This is a genomic window from Deltaproteobacteria bacterium IMCC39524 (assembly GCA_029667085.1).
GTDB lineage: Bacteria > Desulfobacterota > Desulfuromonadia > Desulfuromonadales > BM103 > M0040.
Window position 1 is genome coordinate 230,537 of the sequence record JARUHJ010000004.1, and the last position, 24,779, is coordinate 255,315.

Annotated in this window: 10 protein-coding genes; 8 read left to right on the forward strand and 2 right to left on the reverse strand. The window is 52.6% G+C overall.

Annotated elements, in window-relative coordinates; translation table 11 throughout:
• Positions 1 to 250: 250 nt before the first annotated feature.
• Positions 251 to 2,812, forward strand: a complete 2,562-nt coding sequence (locus P9J64_11550) for a fused MFS/spermidine synthase (GenBank protein ID MDG5468954.1) — start codon at positions 251 to 253, stop codon at positions 2,810 to 2,812.
• A 194-nt stretch (positions 2,813 to 3,006) separates the two neighbouring features.
• Here the strand turns inward: P9J64_11550 and P9J64_11555 are convergent, their stop codons facing one another.
• Positions 3,007 to 3,312 (reverse strand): hypothetical protein, encoded by a 306-nt coding sequence (locus P9J64_11555; GenBank protein ID MDG5468955.1) that lies wholly within the window; start codon positions 3,310 to 3,312, stop codon positions 3,007 to 3,009.
• A 423-nt stretch (positions 3,313 to 3,735) separates the two neighbouring features.
• Here P9J64_11555 and P9J64_11560 point away from each other — a divergent pair, with 423 nt between their 5' ends.
• From P9J64_11560 to P9J64_11590, 7 genes are all read left to right on the forward strand, one after another.
• Positions 3,736 to 4,347: a hypothetical protein gene (locus P9J64_11560; protein ID MDG5468956.1), complete on the forward strand. Its 612-nt coding sequence runs from the start codon at positions 3,736 to 3,738 to the stop codon at positions 4,345 to 4,347.
• Between the two features lie 211 nt (positions 4,348 to 4,558).
• Entirely contained in the window at positions 4,559 to 4,807 is a 249-nt protein-coding gene (locus P9J64_11565) for an acyl carrier protein (GenBank protein ID MDG5468957.1), read from the forward strand.
• A gap of 4 nt (positions 4,808 to 4,811) precedes the next feature.
• The gene (locus tag P9J64_11570) at positions 4,812 to 6,041 is read left to right on the forward strand and encodes a DNA methyltransferase (protein ID MDG5468958.1); all 1,230 of its coding nucleotides are present in this window, start codon (positions 4,812 to 4,814) and stop codon (positions 6,039 to 6,041) included.
• Entirely contained in the window at positions 6,032 to 7,636 is a 1,605-nt protein-coding gene (locus P9J64_11575; GenBank protein MDG5468959.1) for an AMP-binding protein, read from the forward strand. Before P9J64_11570 ends, P9J64_11575 begins: the two co-directional genes overlap by 10 nt.
• Positions 7,633 to 9,210, forward strand: a complete 1,578-nt coding sequence (locus P9J64_11580; GenBank protein MDG5468960.1) for an amino acid adenylation domain-containing protein — start codon at positions 7,633 to 7,635, stop codon at positions 9,208 to 9,210. The genes P9J64_11575 and P9J64_11580 overlap by 4 nt, the downstream gene beginning before the upstream one ends.
• The gene (locus tag P9J64_11585; protein ID MDG5468961.1) at positions 9,207 to 10,733 is read left to right on the forward strand and encodes a hypothetical protein; all 1,527 of its coding nucleotides are present in this window, start codon (positions 9,207 to 9,209) and stop codon (positions 10,731 to 10,733) included. Before P9J64_11580 ends, P9J64_11585 begins: the two co-directional genes overlap by 4 nt.
• A gap of 75 nt (positions 10,734 to 10,808) precedes the next feature.
• On the forward strand, positions 10,809 to 12,194 hold the full coding sequence (locus P9J64_11590; GenBank protein ID MDG5468962.1) for a tetratricopeptide repeat protein: 1,386 nt from the start codon (positions 10,809 to 10,811) through the stop codon (positions 12,192 to 12,194).
• Positions 12,195 to 12,848: 654 nt separating this feature from the next.
• Here the strand turns inward: P9J64_11590 and P9J64_11595 are convergent.
• On the reverse strand, positions 12,849 to 24,560 hold the full coding sequence (locus tag P9J64_11595; protein MDG5468963.1) for a cytochrome c3 family protein: 11,712 nt from the start codon (positions 24,558 to 24,560) through the stop codon (positions 12,849 to 12,851).
• Positions 24,561 to 24,779: the final 219 nt, after the last annotated feature.

Here is a 24,779-nt window from a genome sequence, read left to right on the forward strand (position 1 = left end):
GAGAGTCATAGACATACAAAAAGGCGACACACAAATTGTGTGTCGCCTTTTTATTGACCTACTTTAACGACCATTCCCTCATTAAAGAATGAACGCGTAACTCTTTGCTTTTAAGCCACCATAGCGAAGGGTTCTTTCATAACAGAAGGCTAGAAAACCTCAAGCCCCTACAGCTCAACCGGCACAAGGTTTGCAGTGGCTAATAATACTTTTATAATTTGTCGGGTTTCACTTATCGACAGGGGGGCAAATGAGTAAGATCAAAGGGCGACACAGGTTCACCATCTTCCTGATTTTCTGTTTTTCCGGCTTCAGTGCCCTGGTTTACGAAGTTCTGTGGACCAAGTACCTGTCGCTTACTTTTGGCACGACCATGGCTGCCGTCAGCATTGTCGCCGCAACCTTTATGGCCGGCCTGGCCATCGGCAGCTACCTCCTTGGCAAGTACGCCGACCAGGAATCCAATCTGTTACGTATTTACGCCTTTCTGGAGATTGGTATCGCGCTCTTTGCCCTGAGTTTTCCGCCCGCCCTTAAGGTTGTCAACCACCTTCATATCTACTTTGAGAGACTCGTCGGTCACCTGCCGCTTCTTGATCATTTTCTTCATCTGTCGTTGTCTAGCGTCCTACTGATACCACCGGCAGTCTTCATGGGCGGAACCTTTCCACTCATGTGCCGCTACTTCGCCCGTAACAAATCCGGTGCGCAGATAGGGCGCCTCTACGCTATTAACACCATTGGCGCAGCCTCGGGAGCCTTCCTGAGTGGATACCTCCTCATCCCAAGCCTCGGACTATCCAAGACCAATACTCTCGCTGCCGCCATTAACCTGGTCATCGCTGCCATTGCCTGGCACATGTCCAGATCACACGGAAGACTGACGACTGTCGAACCTGTCAGGCCAGTACGCAAGAGCACAATCAGAATGGCCAAAGGGCAGCGTTCGGTCCTCTTGGCCAGTGCCCTGATTGGTTTCCTCGCGCTGGCCTATGAAATTCTCTGGACCCGAGTCTTTATGCTTTTTCTCGGCAACACCAGCTACGCCTTCGCACTCATCCTGAGCTCCTTCCTGATATGCATTGCCCTGGGCGGAGCTCTCTACTCACGGATCATAACTCCTGAGACCAACGAGAAGAAACTGTTCGTTCGCCTGACCGTGATGATGGGGCTATCGATCATGGTTACCGTCCCTTTCTACGACCAGCTGGCCCATGTTATGCTGTGGGCCCACGAGATAACCAATGGCCAATGGTGGTTGCTTTCACTACTTTCCGCCACAATCGTCTTCGCGGTCATCTCTGTCCCAGTCATCATCTCAGGCTGCCTTCTTCCTGCGGCAATCGCCATCCTGGACCCTGGCCGGCAGCGGACCGGTGAAGGTGTCGGGCTGGTGGTTCTCTACAACACCTGTGGTGCGGTCCTCGGCAGCCTGACAGCCGGTTTCGCCCTGGTCACCCTGATCGGCACCCAGAACAGTTTCCTGCTCCTTGGCGCGCTTAACGCCCTGCTTGGTGCCACACTATGCATGACCTTCATCGAGGCGGCCCCGCGGCGCAGCGCCCAGGTCGGTGCGGTCTGCATTATCGCCGTCACCCTCGCTTTTCTCAACCCGAAGTGGGATCAGGGATTGATGAACAGTGGGGTTTACATCTACGCATCGAAGTACATCGAAGCCGGGGGGATTAAACAAGTCCTGGCCGAGGAAAAGATCATTAAGGTCATTGAAGGGATGGAGGCCACTGTTGCTATCCACGAAAGTAACGATGGTCAGGTCCGCTTCTTTTCGGTTAACGGTAAAACAGACGGCGGCACCGGACGTGACATGGCGACCCAAGTCCTGGTCGGACACCTGCCAATGCTGCTCCACGAAGCCCCCAGCGACGTCCTTGTCGTCGGGCTGGGGACCGGCATCACCCTCAACGGCATGAGCTGCCATCCGACCAACAATATCAGTTGTGTCGAGATTTCCTCCGAGGTCGTGGAAGCTTCGAGTTACTTTAATGACGCCAACGACAATGCTTTAGACGACTCTAGAACCACCCTCCTGGTCAACGACGGCCGCAACCTGCTTCTGACCGAGGACAAGCTCTATGACGTCATCGTATCAGAGCCATCCAATCCCTGGCAGAGCGGCAACGCCAACCTGTTCACAGATGAGTTTTATCAGCTGGCCGCAAGCCGTCTCAAAGTCGGCGGCCTGTTTACTCAATGGATCGGCATCTACGACATCACACCCGACAATCTACGCATCGCCGTCAACACACTGCTGAAAAACTTCCCCGAGGCCCTGGCTTTCAGAAATGGCAGCGACCTGATTATCGTCGGGGCCCAGCATGACTTGCAATTTGACTACATGAGACTGCGAAAACGCATGAACACACCTGGTATCCGCGAGATCATGGCCCGCATAGGGGTCGATTCTCCCGGCAGCCTGATTACCAAGCATTACCTGCATAGTGACCAGCGCTTGCGCAGTTTTGCCCATGGCGCCCAGGTCAACACCGACGACATGCCTATTCTCGAGTATTCGGCTCGCGACCTGCTCGGTGACATCACACTGGGAAACCTGCAGATGGAAAACGTAAAGGCCCTGGCAGCATCGAATCAACAGACCGTTCTGCCAATAACCAACCTTGGACAGGATGTGCCAAGCATCATCAACTCGCTACGTGAGCTAAGTGAGCATTTTTACGAGGTAGGCCGAACCGCAGAAGCAGAAAAGTTCTTGCTCAAAGCCGAAGAACTTGAGTCAAAACAAACGCATTCCAAGGTATCCGTCTCCATAAATTCGTTACCACCCCGGGGCTAATATCAAGTCGGCCTGAGAGGGTTGGAAACCCTGACAGTCCGGCAGGCTGCTAGCTGGTTTCCAAATCAGAAATCTACACTGTATCCATGCAGAGTTCCTGGATGGGATCTAGCTATCTTGAAAAGAATCCTGAACATGAAATCGGTGACAGGAAATCGGTGACAGTATACTTATTTAGGCTCTCCTTCGGTTAATTAGTATACTGTCACCGATTTCCGATCATTCTTCTTCTTGGCCGCTGTTATTGCTTTGAGCATCTCTGGATGGGCGACCTTCAGTTCAACCGCATACGGCTTGAGAAAGTCGTAGATCCAGCCGGTGAAGAGGGTCGCTTCCATTGCACCGATCCAGGGGCCAGAGATCTCCGCTTGCCATTCCCGTAGGGTCTGGCGTTCAGAGCGGACGGTTCCATGCTGAACAGTCTTCCCGGCCACCGTCTTGATGCAATAAGCAATGGTTTTCTTGTGGACGTCGAGTCCGATGTAGTGAATACTTTCCATGGGAGCCTCCTTGTGGGTCTGACTTGGGGCGATTTATTCGACCCTGCCGCTCATTATGAGCTGTCCGCCACTTGGAGGCTTCCGCTTTTAATTACTTATACATTCAAACACACAAATTGTGTGTCCACGAGCATCAGGATAAATGAACTACCTCGCAGCAAGCTACGAGGTATCAACAGCTTGCAACCTTTGCAAAAGCGCGCAGCAAGCTGCGGGGAATTAGACCCACTCTTTCGATTAAAATGGTTATTAGCTGGCTGTTCAGATTGAAGTATATGCAATTCGATGCGATAATATAAAGCAAACTTATAAGGGACAATGAAGGCAATAGACGACCCAAAGACCTTGCTATTGTACAATTGAAACCTGCAAGAAAGACATTAAAACCTAAAGCTTCGGCCCTCACAAGGGGAACCAAGAAAATTGAAAAAACCGCTCCTTATCTTTACCGCTCTGGTTATTTACGGTTGTGCCAGCCTGCCACCCAGCAATAAACCGACACTGCTCCATGAGGAATCTGAGCCCAATCTCCTCACAAAACAGGAGTTTATAGACAGATCCGTTCAATCGGCCCTACTGATTTACGAAGGCATGCGTACCATCAGCGAAGCGGCCCAAAAATATGCACTTGATAACAACGACACGCTACCTATCAGCACCCCTCAAAAACCTGTGAAGGAACTGCTCCTGGAGGGGGGGTATCTCAAGTCGTGGCCGACGGTTCCGCCTTTTGCATTTACAGACCCAACCCAACTTGAATTGAATTACGCGAACGGATACGACGATATGGATGGCACCGGCGCACCAGACGATGTTATTTTTTTACAGGACGTAAAGATCGAGGTATGTAAAGAGTTTATTCGACGTTATTCCAGCGCCGGCCCCGATGACATTATTTACAACTACAAGGCTAACAAGGAAAAGTATCCAGGAGAGGTTTTTGGCAGGCACATAAAAATCTATGCGATCAACTGGCCTGGTGAAGAGTATATCGAATATTGCGATATCGAATGGGTGATGCAGTATAATGACTAATCCTGCCAAACCTTTGCCATGCACGTGACACGCGACGAGAGAAAACATCTCGCTTTGAAGAGAACTCAGCTTATTCGCCTTATCTGTAGACCCAAATCACTCACTTTGAAAAGCCTTTACTCGATTATTTTTTCTGGAACGTTTTCATATATACCCATATAATTCCAGATATATACATTGGACATTCGTTTCGCCTGCCACGGACCCTTATATGAGCGACCAAGAAATTATCAGTAATTTTATCCACAAGCTTCTCAGAGACCACGACTATGTTGATGAAGTGACGACGTCAGCATCGCTTATTCTTAGCGGACTGCTTGATTCACTAGCCGTGATCCACATTGTTGTTTTTCTGGAAGAGCAATACGGCATTGATTTTTCCGATGTCTACTTTGACCAGGCCAGCTTCGACACGATCGATCAGATCTTAGACTTCGTGAAAATTAACAGAAGACCATAAAGCCATGAATCAAAAGATTTCTTTTGACATTGAACTCAGTCAACGCATCAATCAGTGGTTTCAACTGATCCCAAAGGGCTGCAAAGCACATCACGTCAGGGAGATGATGAACGAACTCGAGTGCACTCCCGGAGACACGGTTCTCGACCCTTTTTGTGGCGAGGGATCCACTCTCATCGAAAGCCAGATTGCCGGCTTGAATGCCGTAGGCTTCGAAATCAATCCCTTTCTTCATTTTGTCAGCAAAACCATAACCACCTGGGATATTGATCTAGACGAACTGGATCGACAAAAAGACCTGGTTATTAACCAATTCCTCTGCCGCTCCAAGGGGGCCACTCTTGCCACACTCGAGCAGCTTGGGCTTGCCATACCACCCATCCATAAGCCTTTTTCATGGTGGCGAGAGGATATACTTGTCAATCTCCTGATTTTGAGCCAAGCCATCAATCAGCAAGCGACAGACCCAATCGTTCGCCATTTTCTACGGCTCGCCCTGGCAAGCATCCTGGTTCCGGAACTTTCCAACACCAGACTTGAAGGGCATTTGCTTCTTTTAGTCGAACGTCAGGATAATTCACTGGACGTACTGAAGAGTTTTACCAATAAAGTTTCTACGATGATCATCGACCTTGCAGCGCTTGCAAAAACTCCCTTCAAAAAAACGACTCAAAGTTACCTTCAGGACGCAACCTGCCTGGACAACCTCTCTCTTGAGAGTGAAATCAACTGCGTTATCACTGCCCCGCCTTATCCGGCACGCTTTAGCTATGTCTGGAACACGCTCCCACACCTCTATTTTTTCGGTTACCACACTTCCCCCCGTGAGCCTTCGGCTCTTGACGAAAAAGCTCTCGGAGGGACCTGGGGCGATGCCACCTACAAACTCATGCGCGAACCGGTCGCCGTTGAGCACAGTAGCGTTGCAAAACATATCAGCCCTATCGCTGACCAGTTTCGGAAAGAAGATCCTCTAGCTGCCAATTACCTTATTAAGTATTTCAATCTGATCACTCGCCACCTCATTGAACTCGACAAGCTAGCGCAGCGTAATTTTCGCGTCGCCTACATGGTCGGCTCTGCAGAACTGGGTGGAACACTCATCAACACAGGGCAACTGCTTGGATCAATCCTCGACGACTTCGGTTACAGCATTCGTAAAATCCAGGACTGTGGAAACTATGTTGCAGGTCGCTCGCAATACACTGAAAAAATCGTTTACGCATGGAAGTGAAGAACTCCGCACCAGACCAAAAGAATAATCTCGCCTACGACTTTTTCAGTCACGCGTGCCGCTCTGCCGATCGCACAGCGGTCTGGGTGAATGGTCAACTCTGGAGCTACAAAGAGCTGTCCGTACATGTCTCTCGGCTCGCCGGATGGCTCCGCTCCCGCTTTCCTGGTGGGGGCAAGAACATCGGCATACTGGCGAACCGCAGCGCAGAAACATACATCGGCCTGCTTGCTGTGCTGTGGTCCGGCAACACCTACGTGCCACTCAACAATAAATTACCGGCACCTTACCTTAAAAGCCTGATGCTTCAAGCCGATGTGGAGAACCTGGTTGTGGACAGACAAACGCTCCCCACACTCACTGATCCATGCTTCAAAGAAAATCATGCGCTGACGGTGATCTCCCCATTAGAATTCCTCAAAGCACCAGTCGAACTTAACCTGGTGAGCCCAGATACAATTAAATCCGTGCGCACCCTTTCGGAGCCAGTGGCCGTCTCCGCAGAGCAGACCGCCTACATCATCTTCACCTCTGGCAGTACAGGCGCTCCCAAAGGGATTGCTCCTAATGTCGCTAATGTCGCCTGGTTTCTGGAGGCCACCCAGGAGCGTTATCAACTCCAACCGGACGATCGCATTTCGCAGGCCAATGATTTGTACTGGGATCCTTCGGTGTTCGACCTATTCAGTAGCTGGAAAGTCGGTGCCGCAACCTATGTTGTCCCAGACAGACAACTTGTTGCGCCTCTGCACTTTATACGTGAGCACGCCTTGACTGTTTGGTATTCAGGACCAGTCCAGATTAATTTTTTAAATAAAATGCATCTGTTAAAAACAGGGGTTTTCCCATCACTGCGGCTATCACTCTTTGTCGGCGAGCCTCTCCTGAAAGAAGCCGCCGAAAGCTGGCAGAAGGCCGCCTGCAACAGCCTGATCGAAAATGTTTACGGCCCCACAGAAACAACTGTGGTCTGCACTGGACAATTGTTCAGTGACGACCCGGCCTGCATAACCCCAGAGCGCGGTTATCTCGCAATCGGAACCCCGTATCGAGGAGCTCAGATCAGAATCCTCGATGAGCAACAACGCACTTTGGCCGAGGGGCAAATCGGGGAGATTGCCATTGGTGGTCCCATGGTCACTCCCGGCTACTGGAAAGCGCCCGAGCTGACGACGGGCAGTTTTGTCTCGCTCCCGGGGTCAAAAGATCAGTGGTATCTTACCGGTGATCTTGGGTACCGCACCACACAGGGTGTATTTCACTTCGTGGGTCGTAGAGACAATCAGTTACAGGTGCAAGGCATGCGGATCGAACCCGAAGAAATCGAGTCCCATCTCCGTAAAATTACTGGCTCTGATGAAGTTGCCGTGATCGGCTGGCCGGCGGAGAATCTTTTGATCACTGGCCTTACAGCCTTCATCAGCACACCTAAAATGGATCTTGACAACATTCGACGGCAGCTTAGAAAGACTTTGCCTGCCGTCATGGTCCCCAACAGGATCGAAGTTCTCACTCAATTACCGCGCAACCAGAATCATAAAATTGACCGCAAGGCTCTCTTGCAGTTGCTCAAAGAAAAGGGGGCAACGGCGTGAACCTGCTCACTCCCTTTCACGAACACGCCCTCACGTCCCCAGAGAGCCTCGCCCTGTCCGTTTCTGGCCTGGAGCTATCTTACCAACAACTATCTGAAAAGATCAGTCGCATCGCAGGCTGGATAAAGGCAAATGCAGGGTCAAGCAACCCACGTGTCGGCATTTTTTCTTCGCGCAGCATCACAGCCTACACCGGCGTTCTGGCAGCAAGCTACGCCGGCGCCGCCTATGTCCCAATCAACATCAAGGCCCCGCTCAACTATCTCAACGAAACCTTGCGATCAGCGCGACTCGATATCTTGATCGTGGACCGGACCGGGGCAGAAATCCTAGAGCGGTTGCTCCCTGATGGTCTGCCGGACCTTGTCCTCTCACCCTGTGATCTACCACCCGTAAGTTCACATATCAAGATTTCCGGCCCAAACGTGCTTTATTCACTGGCTCCTTTGAGCCAACCAGCAGCCTGCAATCTTCACGACGAGGCCTACCTGATGTTCACCTCGGGGACCACAGGCAAGCCGAAAGGGATTGTCATCACGATTGAGAACATCCTGCACTTACTGACCACATTACAACGCCGCTACCACTTCATTCCGAAGGACCGTTTTTCCCAAGCCTTTGAGTTGACCTTCGACCTGTCAGTATTCGACATCTTCATGGCACTGCGCGCCGGGGCCTCACTGCACGTTATTCCTGAGACACACATGTCAACACCGGCACATTTCATTCAGCAGCACCAATTGACCGTCTGGTTTTCGGTCCCTTCGTTGATCGGCATGCTCAAGCATGTAAAGCTGTTACGCAGCAACATCTTCCCGTCTCTTCGGCTCTCGCTTTTCTGCGGCGAAGCGCTTCCGGAAGAGAGCGCACGAGACTGGCAGGAAGCCGCGCCTAACAGCCGGGTAGAAAACCTCTACGGCCCGACCGAAGCCACTGTCGCCTGCCTGCAGCAGGATTGTAGCTGTCCGAACGCAGTCACACCCGACCGCGGCACTATTGCCATTGGGCGACCATTTGATGGGCTGACCACAGGCATCGTTGATCAGGAGGGGCACTTTCTTCCTCCTGGAGATCACGGTGAACTTGCCGTTTGCGGGCCCCAGGTCGCTACAGGTTACCTCGACAACGAGGAGTTAACCCGACAGCGTTTCCCATACCTCATACACCCCGAGCTCGGTTCTTCCCGTTGGTACCTTACAGGTGATCAGGCCTACATGGATGATGACGGGACCTACCACTTTCTCGGGCGGATAGATAACCAGGTGCAGCTTCGTGGCCAGCGCGTGGAACTGGATGCGGTTGAATACCACCTGCGGACTGTCAGTGGTTGCAGCAATGCGGTGGTCATTTTTCTTGATCCACTCGAACTTTGGGCTCATGAGATAATCGGCGTCATCAGCAGCAGCCCTCTTAATAGCCGAGAAATCCGGACACAGCTGGGAAAACTCATACCCGCCTACATGGTACCGAAAAGGATCATTATATGGGAGGAGCTTCCACGCAATGCGAATGGTAAAATCGACCGCGTTGCCATAAAACGCAAGTTGTCAGCGTACCAAGGGTCGTCATTATGAAGCCGCCACGCTTTTCCCTTGTTCCACAGCTTGATCACTCCCGGCGATGGGTCTCCTTTGCCCAGACCCTGCCCGGGACACTCGTTATAGTTGCCCTTTTCGCCTGTTTACTTTTCCTTCACAGCGTCTCGTTGTGGTGGCTCATTAGTTTGTACCTGCTCGCCTTCAGCCTGTGGCCCGGGCAGCGCTGGCCGATTCTGCTCTTGTCCACATTGAGCTTTCTTCTGTTCGGCCCTGTCGACATCCGTTGGGATCGCATCACGAATATTTTCAGCGAGGCCGGGATATCTTGGCAGATTACTAATACACCTGAAGGGAGTGCCTTTATAGGAGCCGCCATTCTGTTTATTTCCTTCTGCATCTGGCTGGCACGAAGGTTCTCAAAGCAACTCCAACGACCGGTTCTAGCCTTAACGACCTTTTATCTTGGCTTGATGGTGATCGCCTCCTACGCACCCCTCCCGCAATCTGTTTTGGCTTTTATGTGGGCCTTCATTACAGTCTTGAGCCCCTATTTCTGGTATCTTTGCTACTCCCTTAAAGAAACTCGGTCACCGGCCCCCAAACCACTCTACCTCCAATTCGGCCACTACCTGCCGTTTTGGTCGCCGGCGTCGATCCCCTATCCCAAGGGGGCAAGCTATCTTAAAAAAATCGAAGCCAAAACCACCGAGCAGTTCGCGATTTGTCGACTTAAAGGACTTAAACTGCTGATCTGGGCGCTGTGGCTGAGCATTTTCGCACTGGCTATCAACGTGATATTCTACGGTTACGGTGAATTCCTGTTCGGTCGACTGCAGTTCAAAAGCGAGCTCGGCAGTATTCAATTGTTTTTTGACGGTAATTATCTAAAAACGTTATTCACCCTTCCCTTCGAAACATCCTTGCCACGCTATGAGGTGGCCTTTCGCCAGGCAGCACTTGGCAACCCGCTACCCTGGTACCTGAACAGTTTTCTCACAATTGCCCATTTCCTCTACGATCTGCTTTATGTTGCTTTTACCACCCACATTATTATCGCAACCATTCGTATGTGCGGCTTCAATGCCCTGCGTAATACCTATCGCCCGTTAGCCTCGAAATCCATCGCAGAATTCTGGAACCGCTATTACTATTATTTCAAAGAACTGCTGGTTGAATTTTTTTTCTACCCTGTGTTCTTCCGTTATTTCAAGAAGAACCCCAAGCTTCGGATGTACGCAGCCACCATGGCCGCAGCCTTTTTCGGAAACTTCCTGTTTCACTTCATGCGTGACATCTGGTTTGTTGTTGAACTTGGTTTTTTTGAAGCTGTGGCAGCCTTCCACACCTATTTTATCTACAGCTTTGTGCTGGGCAATGTCATCTTTCTCTCTCAAGCGCGCCTGGAAAAGACGAGTCAACAAGTGGCCGGTCCAGTCTCACGTTTTTTCGCGCCTGTGCGCGTCCTCGGCTTTTACTGTTTGCTAACGATCTTTGTCGACTTCCGTCGTGAGAGCATCTCTGATAATATAGCCTTCCTGATGTCCCTGTTCCCTTTTTAGGCCTCGATACAATTATCAACCATGTTTGCCTGGTAATCATTGCCAAGGGATTGTGCCCCGCTGATCGGAGTTACCATGACTAGAATTAAGACATTTGCCTGCCTTACGCTAGCTCTGCTGCTGTTGTGCGGCTGCGAAGAACAGGAGACTGCTTCCGCCAACAGACTACCAACCGGTTCCGGCCAAACGTCAACAGTTAGCGCAACAACAGCACCCACCCCGCCCCCTCACCTTGCGGAACCTGCGCCCGATATTTCTGCACCCCAGGAAACGACACTCCTTTTGCAGAAAGCAACCGCCCTGAAACGTTACGAAGTGCCTTCTCAAGCTCTCCTTTCATGGTACGCTTTGCGCGAAGCGCGCCCCGCGTTGCTCATATATGCAAACGACCCATTGCTGCAAACGATCTCACCTTCCATGCAGAATAATTTGATGGAACAGCTTGCAAAGGGCAATGATTCAGCCCTGGATTTAACCAGCCCTGACATTGCGATCTTGCCAAAGATGACACTCGAGGCAGCCTTGCAGGCGGGTTTCTTCTCGGCTATTTACTGGGTGATGCCAGTAACCGTTGAGATGGCGGAGCTCTCCATCGAAGTCTTTCGCACACAAATGATCCAACTCGGCGCCATGGACGATGATGAAGCCCGCCAGTTGACTCTGCACGACGGGGTTTTTTCCGGCACCGTACGTGGTGTACCTTTCCACGCCCTGCATCCAAAGGCCAAATTCGCTATCAACGGACCGACAGTGTTCCACTTTGACCTAAGCTATCTGGCACCGCTCTATCAAGGAGAGATCAAATCCCAGGTCTACCCACTGATCTATCAGACGCTCAAATACCTGCGAGACCAACGGGTCGAAACCATCTCCGCCAGTTTCTCCTACTCGCAACTCTCCGGTGAAATACCACTCGGCTCACGTTTCATCGGTGATGTTTTTGCGCAACTGTTCACTAAACCGCAACTGCTCGATGAGAATCTGCCTCAATCCTGGCAGCAGCGTGCCAAGGCCCTGTATCTACCTGAACTATTCAACAACAGTGACGCTCGCAAAACTTTACTGGAGCTTTTGGCAACAGAACCGGACGACCCCTCGGTCCACTACGCCCTCTACAGCATCAACCGTCAGGTCCGTGCAGCCCGCAATTCAGCTTTGGACCATCTTGCGGAAGCGGTACGTCGTGACCCGGTTTACGCCCTCGAGTACCTGCAGCTGGCCCCAGTGGCCCGCGAGATGGGGCAACCTGACGAGGCGCTGCGCATGCTCCGTCTGGCCAACGAGGCCAGCCCCGAAAACCCGTTTATCGCCCTGGAACGGGCCCAGGCGCTAATTAAAGCAGGACAAGGGGAAAACGCAGCACCGCTGCTGCAGCAGCTGCGCAACCGCGAATGGTCAAAGATTTTTTACCCGGATATGCCAGCCTACCTGGAGCAACTGCTAACCGAGTCCGGTGGCTAGTGGCCCGTGCGGCTAATCCTCTTCTTTAATTCTGTAATAAATCGGTTCGATAACCTTAAAAGAAGTTTTAACGCGGAGACGCAAAGTTCGCAGAGTAAAAAACGTTTTCAGGGTAAAAAGACTTACGCCTTGGTCATTCTTCCCAGCGTCTCTGCGACAATGATTGGGCTGGCCTTTGTTTGGGCTATAGGTCCTTAATAAATCAGGGTGACACAATCCAATTGTGTCACCCTGATTTAGTCGTAAAAAGAGAGCCTGTCGGGCCCCTGTCAGCAGAGCGCCCTGGGGCTGAAGCTGGCCGTTCTGATCAATGCCAAACAGACTCGCAGCATATTGCCCGGCTTTTGACACCAGAAGAAAAAGTCTTCTCTTCTTTACAATATCTCTACAGCTTCAGCAGCGAGGTCCGTTCAACACGCTTTATGACAGTCGCTCAATCTCAACCCGTTGCCGGCTTTCAGCGGATAGGCACGTTTTCTAGTAGCAATTCCTGGCTGACATCGTTGAGTTGCCCCTGACAATTATTTTACAGACCCAATTCGTCGAAAAAAAGGCCGGGACACAATGCCCGGCCTTTGATCCTGATTCTCATTTCATACAGTTTTTACCTGCAAGCATCCATCTTGCAAAGCCTTTGATTCCCGGCCCACACTATTATAGTGATCCCGGAGGTTTTGCGCTCCAAGGGGTGACGTTGTTCCAGCCGTCACCGGGCCCGCCTGTTGCCTCACCACTTCCGAGACGGTGGCAGTTCTGTGCCGAACCTGCCTGGGAAATAACAACACCGTCATTATCCCCACCTGTTACGCTATTGCTACCACCGCCGTCGCCCCCAGACAGACCACCTGAGGGCCTGTTGTCATCCCAGGTGTTGTGCTTGGTGTCGAGGCAGTTAGTGATCATCAGCTTCGGCAAGCGCGAAGCGTGCGGATTGTGACACTTGGAGCAGGTAAAGGCATGGTAGCCCTTGTCTATTCCGCCGGTGGCCTGAGTCACTCCCCAGTCGAAATCAACATAAGCATAGTAGGTTCCATCTACTTGCGGCAGCACGCCATAACCTTTGCCGCCGTATGCTGAACGGAAACCGCTGACCCGGGTAGTCGTGGACCCATCCTCGCCGACGTTCGCATATCCCATACTCGGATCTGCTCCATCATTGTATTGAGTGAAAGGCGAGGGCGGTACACCGCTCGGATTGCGGATGGCGTAGCTCAGGATGTTGGTAGTAACGGCATCGTCAGCAGTACCGCCGAGCGCTGCGTTGGAGTGACCATTGCGATTTTGGCCACCGATCCAAAGTCCAGTGACGCCATTATCTGCAGTCATATCCATGCCATCGACACCATTCGCGCCGTGGCACAGCATACAGATTCCGGCCGAGTTCCCGACAGACAACCCCTTGGTGGGTGGCAAGCCACTGGTATAATTGTTCTGATCGATCTGATAGCCCCCGGGATTGTTGTACATCGTGCCACCACGCGGAACCGCCATATACTCGTTCTCGGGGGCATAAGTAGAGCTGGAGAGCGGTGCGCCATCTTCGGGATAAGGGTTACGTACCCAGCTCCCGCGCAGGTACGGATTACCGCTCATGGTGTCACCGTCAGCAAAATTCATGTTGTGAACGTCGTGGCAGTTGTGGCACAGGATATTAGCGACAGCGTCAGGATTTTCTTCCCATTGACTATCCGTAGCATTCCAGGTGAGGTTACTCTGGCCGCTTGCCAGATTAGTCGAGTGCGTCGACTGGATTTTGCCGGACTTGTAGCCAAAAGCAGCCGTACCACTGGTCCACTGAGCCGTAGTCCAGTCACTGGTTTGGAACGGCGCGGTACCGTTTGACAAACTGCCATAATTGTAATCAACGGTCGGATTGACGATCGGGTTGGTGGCGGCATTCTGATTGCCGTCGTCAGCATTCCATTCGGAAATGTTATTGGCATCGTGGCAGCCCCAGCAAAGTTGAGCCTGAGTCGTATAAGGTGCACCAGTTCGACCGAGGTTGCCCGGATCCCGACGCAGGTGGATGCCACCCGATTTGTAATTGATACCAACCTGCGGGTTGTTGGGCAGGATAATCGCGGCACCACCCACATCATCGGTCGGGTGCCCGGCAAAATGACACCAGGTGCAGTTGCCCAGAAGACCTTCGGTGAAGCCATCCATATTGGCAGTATTGTCCTTATCTAAGGTAACACCTCCATTCGGGTCGGTGAAATGGCCAATATTGGCAATATCATTGCCCATGGTGTGGCAACCGATACAAGGAAACTCAGCATTCGTATCCCAAACTGGGGCTTCATTATTAGGATGACAGTTAAACGGATCCATATTGAAGCATGTCCCGGCCGTACCTGAACCGGCCGAATTGTAATGCGCACCAGCTCCGGCTGCGGTCGTATCCAACTGGACATCAACGTTACCGTCACCATGCTTGCCGTCCAGGTCGTCAATATCCGAATAATGACCTTTGTGACAGAGATTACAGCTATCACCCTTACTGAAACGGAAGCTATAATTCAGGTGTTTTTCGTGTTGACCGATATATTTGCGCTCATCCACGGTGTTAGCAGTGAGCGGATCATCGTCCCATCCGCCGCGGTTATCAGCACCCGGCGCGCCGAGGATCTGGTCAGGGACCACCCCGGCTGGTTTTGTAGGACTATTATAGAGGGTACCGTCAAAATCGCGACCATAGGGGTCGAATTGCTGATTGACACCCGCGGTCTCATCACGATTGGGATTACCGTGACAGCGGCCGCAATCAAGGTTGGCAGCGGCATCCCAGGTCGGCGTATCGAACAGCGGAAACTTGTTTGCGCCGCCGCCATCGGGATCTGTGCCTACCGGGCCGTGACAGCCGCCAACACCCAAAGCGCCGAAATTACTACAGCTGCCGTTGTCTGTCGAGTCAGGGGCGACATTCGCATAGTCCCCGCTGCCGAAACCACCGAAGCCATTGGTGTCCTGGTACAGGATAGCAGTATTCAAGGTCCCGTCATCAGTGTAGTAAATCGTTCCAGTCGGCTCGTCCAGATACGCCGCTTCGTGAGCACCCCCTGGCCCATAGCCCATGACGAGTTTACCGTCCTGATGCCATAGATCATAGGAAGTCACAGGAGTGGTCCCGTCGTTGTGACATTTATTGCAATCGGTCATGGTGCGCCCGTGCAGCTTGTGGTTGCCGGCCGATTCAACAACGCTCGGTCCCGTGGTGTGGCACATGCCGCAGCGCGGGCCGGTTGTGTTGGTTGCGATATTTGACAACGGCGATTTAAGATCCTGCTCGTCAACCGCCTTGATCGCGAAATCGTAACTGACCTCTGGTGTCAGACCAGTGACTTCAAAATCCATAACGTGATAACCAAAGTCCGGGTAAGGCGGGTTGGGTACCAAGGTCGCACTGTTGAAAGTTGCACCATCGCTGATTCCGGGTGCTCCCGTCGGCGAATAGCGAATTTCAAATTTTGTGGCACGACCGTTGTTCATGTAGTCGTCGCCCGGGCAGGTCCAGCGCAGCAGGACCGATCCGCTCTTGGGCCGAGCCAGGACAGACAGATCGGTAATCTGGCTTGGGGCAACCTTGTCAATCGCGGTTGCCGTACCAAGTATGCCGGAGATATAGACGCTATGCCCAAAGCCGTCACCAGGTCTTATTTTGACCGCGATATCACCGCTGGTGATGCCATCGGCCTGAGTGTCCCACGAGTAGCTATAGTTGGGGCCCGTGGCGACATAATTTTCGGCAATCACGTAATCCCAGGGACCGGTTGGGCCATTGTTCGAACCGTAAATATCGAAATGCACCGGGTCTGTCGTCGCGTCCGGATTTGCATCGGTTGCGGGAATACCGTCAGTGTCGACTCCGTCGTGCGTCCAGCTCATATTCACAATGGCGCCGTCAAGGCTTACAACCGGAGTTATATTATCGGGGGCAATGTTGACCTTGCGCTCACCGACATCAGCGTCGCCACGATTTGCCGCACTACCCCATCCGCAGTTGACAGCGGAGGACGCCGTCAACTTAATGGCGAGACTCTCGCCAGAAGCTACGCTGACGCCGCTGGCATCGGAAAACTTAAAGGTATAGGCTCGTGCAGAACGCTTACCCGGGGTAAAGGTGACTAATTTAGCGGAACCGTTAAAAGTGGTACCGTTCCAGGTCCCAAGCTCACCCGTGACCGGGACAGGAGCATTGCCCGGATCAATATAAACGGTGAAGGAACCGGTGTAGTAAATCCTCGGAAAAGTTTCTACTTCGGTAATAAAGTAAAGTGGTGCAGCAGTGGAGAACGTGCCGGTCTGTGCCGTTCCCGGCGTGCCACTATTGAACATGGTGACAACTTCGCCTCCCCCCCCAGGAACGGAGGCCGCATTACTGACATAGGTAAAGAACTCTTGTGGCACTTCGGGAACTTTTTTAGGCGTCACTTTGACGATCGCCGTGTTTGTATCGCAAGTACCGTGCATATCACAGGCACGCACACCCAACTGATAAGTGATATCGTTGGTAACAGTCGTAGAACCGTAGGTTCCCTCGAGCTCTATCTCGGTCCCGGTAAACCCGGTGATGATAGGAGCATTAAGGCCTGTGCCATCGGCCATATCCAGGTCGCCATCCAACTCGGACTTTAAATAGATATTGTAGCTGATCGGCTGTTGCAATCTATTTGCCTGCACAGCATCATCCATGATGTACATCGAGTGGTCTTCTGCAGCCGTCCACCAGAGGTTGATTGATGCACCCTCGTCACCCGGGGTCGCCTTGTCGGCACCATGGAACATGGGTGCTTCTGTGTCATCATTCGGTGCAACTGGTCCTGCTGTTGCCGGTGTTGCAGACCAGAGGCCTTCTGTGTCCTGCGTGCGAAGTGCGACATAGTAAGTTTTGCCAGGATCCAGGTTTTCAATATTGACTTCCGTCGGCTCACCATAGACATGCGTTGCCGGCAAACCACCGACATAGGTTGCCGCATCGAAGTTGCCGGCATTGATTGCAGAATCACTGATGCGCATGTCGTAAACGTAAGCAGTGGAGTTAGCTAGGCCAGCATCCATCCCAGGCGCATTGAAGGTCACCTTGAGCGAATTAGGGTTAGGCCCTGCAACAAGTGTCAGAGGACTCGACGCTGCATCGGGAGCTATGTTGCTGCTTGTATACCAGTGCGGGGTGTAGCCATTGTCGAAATGGCAGTTGATATTCGAACAGGTGCTGTTGCCGTTAAAGACGCCGTCAGTGTCTACAGCGAGACCGGCGAGAGATCGACCGATCGAGTTGTAGAAGGTCGTCGTGTTGTTGGGCAGGTTGACCCCGTTGCCGTTGTGATCACCAACCTCGTAGGACGACTTGCCGGCATTGTAGGGATGACAGAAATTGCAGGCGTCCGTCTGGCCGAGACCGAGACCTGCAGCGTTCATCAATACATCCATATGCCTGGTGTGCATGCCCGCATCATTGTCTGGGTCGGCCTTTAGACCTTGAGGCCAGTAGTTTCCGCTAGCACCGTGACAGCTGTCGCAACTGCCGCCACCTGCTGCCACAACATCAGTACCTGCTACAGTCGCCAGGTTAAAAGTCGAAGCCGGGAAGTCATGAGTCCCATCAGCGGTCGTGGCGCCGTTGTGACAATCGGTACAGCCTGAACGCCCACCGATATCGTGCTCATTTGCCAAGACGCCACTATTATTCATGGTGATAAAGCCGTCACCGTGAAGCGTGCTTCCGGCTTCAATTGCTTTCCAGTCGTTGCTGCCGCTGGTCCAGGGGTACTCAGAAACGGTGGTGCCACCAAGAACGTGACAGGCGTAACAGTCGAAGCCGAGGTTGATCGGTCCCGGATTGTGAGTGCCGGAAGAACCACGGGTTTGATTTTCCTCATGACTTGTCCCTGCGCGCCAGCCGCTGCCGTCACTACCAGTCGCCCAATAGCCGTGACAACCGGCACACTGCAGGTTACCAGCTGTGGTATCGCTATTTTCGTGCCAGGTACGAGACCAGTCACCGCCGTCAAAGTGACAGCTTGACAGGGTACCGTTTGGTGAACAGGTCGGCTTGGCCGCATCGGCGTAATTAACCTCCGCTGCAAAATTGATCACGGCGTTGGTCGCCGAGTTGTAGGTCATGCCCCAATTACCATCTGCGTGCGCGGTGGCCGGACTGGTTGGAACAGCGCTGTGACAGGTTTCACAGTCGCCCGTGGAACCGCCACCGTTGTAGAGGAAGTTGTCGTCGTGAGTCACTCCTGAAACCACCGGTACTTCATCGTGCAGACCGGTTTGCGCCAGGTAGTTGTTGCCCGAGGCGCGCCAGTTGTTACCACCAACGTAAGAACCTGAATGGCATTCGGTGCAGTCTACAACGGTTCCGCTATTCCAAAGCGTACCGCTCGGGCTTGAAGACGCATGACAGTCGTTGGTACAGGACTGGTCCCAACCGCTGTTGCTGGCGGGAGCAGTGATTGCACCGCTGAAATCGGCATTGCTGTCGATATGAGTGCCAACGTTTGCCGCCGTATGACACTCATTACAGCTGCCCGGCACGTAGGTGGTGTTGTTGATGTGCGCGGTATGTGCGGTAGTTACCGTAGGAGTCGCAGCGTGGCACATAATACAGCTATCCGGATAATCCGTACCCCATGCATAAGGCGCTATGGCCGGAGTCGTGCCGAGATCGCCGTTACCGGCGTTGTGGCAATCGTTGGTGCCGCAGGAGTTGGTTACGCCCATGTCGTAGGTATTCAGAGTGCCATCCATGACGCTGCCGCCGGCAACTTCATAGGTGCCGTCGAGATGGCCTACAGAAGGTGGAGTGGGAGTGATATCCCACTCGGTTGCAGTGTCATGACAGTCGGCACAACCAATGTCACGGCCTAATCCGTTAACCTGGGAGTCGGTGTGCGCGGTGTGTGCGGGATCAGTCGGGACATCGAGATGGCACATGATACAGGCACTGCTGGCAGGGGTATCGTACCAGCCGTACACATCGTCCTGGGTGGTCTTATTGAAATGGCAATCGACCGTGGAGCAGGTGTCGTTGCCGGCTGCTTCAAGGCTGGAGTAGACACCATCGTCCGGGACACCATTTAGCGTATTGGTTTTTGTTGTGTCCCACAACTTGTACATACTGTTGACTTCAGCAGGCAGGCCATTTTTATGGTTTGCACCGCCAGGGGTGTCGTGACAGAAAGAGCAAAGATGTTCTTGCTTGACCTGAGAAAAACCGTTGCCGTTATCGGTCAGCAGGCCAGTGAGATCCTCTGAGTAAACAGCCTGCGCCAGGGCAGTCATATGAACCAAATGCTTTCCAGCAAGTTTTTCATCGCTGTTATCTACGGCGCCGTTAGGCCAAAAACCGCTTTTATTTGTGCCACCGCCGCCGTTATAGCCGCCATGACAGCTGGAGCATTCAACGACCGGGGTATCACCAATTACGGTTGCAGTGGCCACTCCCGTTGTGGTTTCGGGGAAGGTGTGATTGGTGTCACCGTTGATGCCGCCAGCGTTGTGACACCCGGCCGCACTGTTTGTACAACCGACCCGTCCAGTATCAAAAGTGATGGTGGTATTAGCCGGCTGATTCATGGTGAGAGAGCCGTCACCATGATTGCTGGTTTCACCTGCGTTGGCATTCCAGTCGTCAGTTGTAACTGCGTAAGCGTAACCAGAAGCCGAACCGATCGCATGGCAATCAGTACAGGGGTAGGACAGCGTGCCTATTTTACTGTGGACATCCCCTTTACTTGGGGTTTCAAGGTGTGGGGTTACGCCGGCATTCCAGCCACTGGCAAAGTCACCGTGACAGTTGGCGCACTCGCTGCCATCCGAGGCATAGACACTTGTATCCCACTTATAGGTCCAGGTCGTGCCGACGCTGTGACAGCTGGTTGTACAATCGTTGGTCGCCGAGGTGTAAGTCAGAAGCGATGCGTTGTAGGTAATTGCGGCATTGTATTGCAGGGTGCCGTTCATATGATCAGCAGGCGTCACTGTCGGCGATGTGGTGTGACAGTCGACACAGCCGGCAACGGGACCGAAGTTGCCACCATCGAAATTATCGTCATGGGCGTTATTGGTTACCGTCAACGTTGTCGTGTTGTCATGTAGACCCGAGGTCGGGTTGACGGAAGTGTTCGTAGTATTTGTGTGGCACTGGATACAGCCGGCACTGGTCGCCGGGATGGCAACATCCCAGTCCGGAGAACCGGTGGCGTGGCAGCCGCCGGTATCAATACCACCTGAGCAGGTGTTGGCGTCATTGTAGGTCATGCCGGAGCGGACTACGTCGCGGACACCACTACCTTCGTCGAAGCCGGCCTCGTCCTGCGAGGCAAGGGCCGCACCGTTGTAGATTGCTCCTCTGTTGCCGCCGGTCTTATCATTGATATGGGCCAGCGGACCGGCGATGGAGTTGCCGCTATTGTACTCGCCACCTGTGATGTCATGACACTCGCCACAACCCTTGTTCTTGTCAAAATGCTCGTTATGGCTGGCGCTGATGGATTCGGCGCGACCATCGAGAACGCTGCCATGATTATTGTTGTCCGTGCCGGTCGGGCTGCCCGAATAATAGTGACACTTATCGCAATTCAGGCCGTCGTTGTCGATAGGTACACGCAAGGTAACCCCATCGGTCGGGTTCGCGACATCGTCCCAGGTGTACCAGAAGCCATCGCTGGTATCGGTATTGTGACAGGCGGTCGCACAGGTCCACTTGTTACCGGTCCCTTTAGCGAAGCCGACGGTATTGTTCAGAATAGAACGACGTCCTGCCGCGTTGCTATGATTCAGTGTGTTGAGCTGATCGTCAACCGTGCTGTAGGTGTAGCTGCCAGCACCTGTGTGACAATTCTCACAATCAGTCTGGTCATCTGTATCAACGGCAGTTCTTGTATTCTCGGTGTGCACGAGATGGGCCGCCGTGGTCGGCGGATAACCGTGACATTGATCACAGGCGGTCCCTGCGGCAACCAGGAAGGCCTCGGTTGCGTCGTTGTGCACCGTGTGACAGCTTGACAGGCAGTTGGTATTGAGTTGATCGGCACTGCCGCCGTGGCTGCCGCCGGTATTCTCGATGTTATTGTGTGCAACCCCTCGAGATGAGCTGTGACAAACCGCACAAAGGTCATCGGCGTTGTCTTCCAGAGTGCCAGTGCCGTCAACACCGTTGCCGCCGTCATCCTCATCAAAGGAATCGGTGGTAAAATCCGACAAGTTGGTAAAGTAAACAAGAGACCCTGCAAAGCTGCCGGTAGAGGGATCATGCAAGTTTTGATCGCTCGGACTACGCCAGATCATCTGTAGGTTTTGATCCCCGTGGACATTATGACAGGCGACACACTTCTTGCCCTTGTGTGTAACGATATCCTGATTGTTGGCCTGAGCTGCGGCATGGGTCGGATGATTACGGGTTCCGGCTGGCGATGTGCCATGGCAGTTCAGACAGTACAGATCTTCGTTTGTAAGATATGGACTTGTGAAGAAGTTATCAGTGCGTAATAACAAGTCCTCTTCTAAATCGGAAGCAGTATAATTTTTGCCATCCCAGTGATAGGGACTATCTGCAAGGTGACAGGTCGTACAGTCCGCGTTGGCAGCGGGGTTACCTGTAGCGGCATTATAAACTCCAGCGCTTGTCGGACGATTGTGCCCGCTCGTTCTTGCATTGGTTAAGTGATCAGGTTCATGACTACCTGACGAATTGTTAAAAATGGCACCACAATCAAGACCGGCATGACAGGTTGCGCAATCTTTGCCTGAAGCCGGATTTCCCCACGTCGGTTGGAGTGCGCCAGCGGCTTGATCTTCAGTATCCCAGCCGTGGCATCTATCACAGATATTCTGTGGATAAACGCTGCCCCATGACGTTTCATCTCCTACTGACAGGGTGTTATAGGTCACAACACCATCAACATGGCCAGCGTGGGTACCGAGATCCGAATTGGTATCGTGGCACTCAGCACAAGTCAAACGTGGGCCATTGGCGTCGGAGCTATGCCGTTCATGCGAACCGGTGAAGACCGTGGTCTGGTCAGCGTGACAAGAGTTACAGGTCATAGCGCCTGTCACATCCCAGTCGGCTGAGTAAATGGTGTCGTCCGGATTGTGGCAGTAAACCGAGCAGGTGCCGGTCACTGAATTGTAGCTATTCTTGTCAACGGCTAGCGCGTTGTATAGAACTGTGGAATTGAAGACGACATTCTGCTCGCCGTTAACATGCAAACCACCGGAGGCAGCACGGTGATCTGTTGCGTTGGCGGAGAGGGTATCTTTATCAATGGCAGTGTTTTCATGGCAGACACCGCAGTCATAATTAAAAGTCGCAGGGTTGATGTGGGCGGCGTGAGCGGCCGTGTTGTTCTTCGAGGCCATACTCCCGACATCATTGCCATGACAAACCTGACAACGAGGGACCCCTGTGCCACCGATGAGAATCGAATTGTAGCCAGCTGTACCACCGGTACCGGCCCAGGCCGGAGTGTTGGCAGCACCGGCACCCTGGTTCCAGTCGCGAACCACAGTGGAGCCATCATCGCTGAGGCGCGGAGCACCGGCAGAGTGACAATAGACACTGTTGCACACTGCAGAGCCATCATTATAAGTCGGGGTCAAATGGCTCACTTCGAGCGCGTCCAGGCCGGTTGCTATGCCAGAGAAGGGAACATCGCGGAAGGTTGCGGAATTGGAGATTGGGTCAATCTTGTGACCGCCGCTCGGGGTGCTGGCGTCGACGCCGTGGCAAAGCTTACAGTTTTCAAGCCCGCTGTTACCATAGTAATACCAATTTTCGGAACCTGGCACTGGCGTAACGGCATCCGATTTCAGATCGCGACCAGCGTGGGTCTTGTGGGCAGTCGTAGCTTCATCCTTATAATGACCCGAGTTATCTAGGTAATTATACCCAGTTGGGAAGTTAGTGACACTGGCATTATAGTAGGCATAACCACCGTCCCTGGAATCATATTCTGCAGCACGGTCACCGCGGGAGGACTTGTAGGGCGGGAAACCGTGACAATCTCCGCACGTGGCGGCACTCGCATCTAGGTTAAAACTAAAGACGGCATCATTATGCTTGTGGCAATCCGTACAAGCCTGGTTGCCGTCAAATTTGTGCTGAGAATGGAGTTTTCCTACTCCACCGACTGGCCCATCATCCTGGATGTCGCCGTGGCACGTTTCGCAGAAACCATTAGCCGAGCCAAGTGCATCATCAGACCAACTATCTCGGGTTGGTGTTGTATCGAGAAAAACCGGAAAATCAACAGGTGTCACGATATCGTAAATCCGTGAAAGAGCTGTTGAGACGACGACATTGTAAGTCGGTACGGAGGAAGGGCTCACGTCAGCGAGAACATAGGCACTCGGGGTACCGTTGTTGTAGGAATGGCCGCCATGGCAATCCAGGCAGCCGATGTTATTACTAGAGCCAGGATCGCCGTGCATCTTGTAGGTATGGCAAGACTGACAGAGGTTGGAACGCTTCTGAGCGGTCTCGTTGCGGTCGACACCTAAGCTGCTCGGCCCGTCGCTGCGCAACAACGTGCCATCACTTTCGGGGCTTGGGACCAGACCAGGACCATCAGATGTCGATGCGTCAGAATCGACAAAGTGTGGACTGTGGCAGCTCGAACAACTGACACCACCTTCGATCAACACGACACTGTTGGTGTAGGGAGCAGCTGAATTGTAATTTTGAATCCCCGCAATATTGTAGGCGGGATTAGCAGAAGTGAGTGAGGTAAGTTCTGTCGAATTCATGACAGGGTGAGTCATCAGAGCATTATAGCCAGGAACAGCACCAAGAGTTTGGGTGAAATCACTATGGCAGGCCTCACACAATTCGTTCTCAGTCATGGGGTTTAAGTTGTCAGCAGACAAGCGCAGCAGCTTAGGATTGGTGGTAATATCACCATGAGGGTCATGACAACGAGTGCAGGTCACCTTGCCAGTTGAGACATTATACTTGCTGTACATATTAGGGTACAGAGTGCGATTTGGCTCCCTAGATCCCGCAGCGGAGTTGTAAGTGGTCGAAATCGCCCAGTGATGTGACGTTTGAGCTCCAGCACCCACGTTGTTGCCATGGGCATTACTAGCGTCACCTGCATCAAAGTGTGACGTTGCAGTGGCAGGGACATTAGCCGGACCCGTCGAATTGTAGCGACTTCCGGCATTCATGGGTGTGTCAAGTTTATTATTTTCGTCATGGCACCTGAAGCAGACGTTCTGGCCCGCCAATTCGTTGAGCGTCCCGCCAGACAGATGGCATTCATTACAATTAAAAAAGTGTGCATTTTCTCCACCCATCGACAAAGACGGAAGGAACATAATGATTGCCAAGGTCAGCACAACGGACAATTTAACTTTCATGGTCTACTCCTAAAGTAAAACATTTGCACTTATTTATTTCGAATATCCCTCTGCCACGAGTATCAACCTCAAGCAGATTGCCAACCGCACCTGGTCTCATGGGAGACAATCTGGGCCAGGACACAAAAACCAAAGGGGCAAGCATGAGAGTCATGCTAGGCCAAATAACAACAGGTAACTGTGAAACCACTTTAAACACGTAAAAAACCTTACTGAACT

Bases quoted from the DNA above. Each gene is read 5' to 3' on its own strand.
- P9J64_11550 (MDG5468954.1), top strand. From the start codon at position 251: ATGAGTAAGATCAAAGGGCGACACAGGTTCACCATCTTCCTGATTTTC.
- P9J64_11555 (MDG5468955.1), bottom strand. From the start codon at position 3,312: ATGGAAAGTATTCACTACATCGGACTCGACGTCCACAAGAAAACCATT.
- P9J64_11565 (MDG5468957.1), top strand. From the start codon at position 4,559: ATGAGCGACCAAGAAATTATCAGTAATTTTATCCACAAGCTTCTCAGA.
- P9J64_11570 (MDG5468958.1), top strand. From the start codon at position 4,812: ATGAATCAAAAGATTTCTTTTGACATTGAACTCAGTCAACGCATCAAT.
- P9J64_11575 (MDG5468959.1), top strand. From the start codon at position 6,032: ATGGAAGTGAAGAACTCCGCACCAGACCAAAAGAATAATCTCGCCTAC.
- P9J64_11585 (MDG5468961.1), top strand. From the start codon at position 9,207: ATGAAGCCGCCACGCTTTTCCCTTGTTCCACAGCTTGATCACTCCCGG.
- P9J64_11590 (MDG5468962.1), top strand. From the start codon at position 10,809: ATGACTAGAATTAAGACATTTGCCTGCCTTACGCTAGCTCTGCTGCTG.
- P9J64_11595 (MDG5468963.1), bottom strand. From the start codon at position 24,560: ATGAAAGTTAAATTGTCCGTTGTGCTGACCTTGGCAATCATTATGTTC.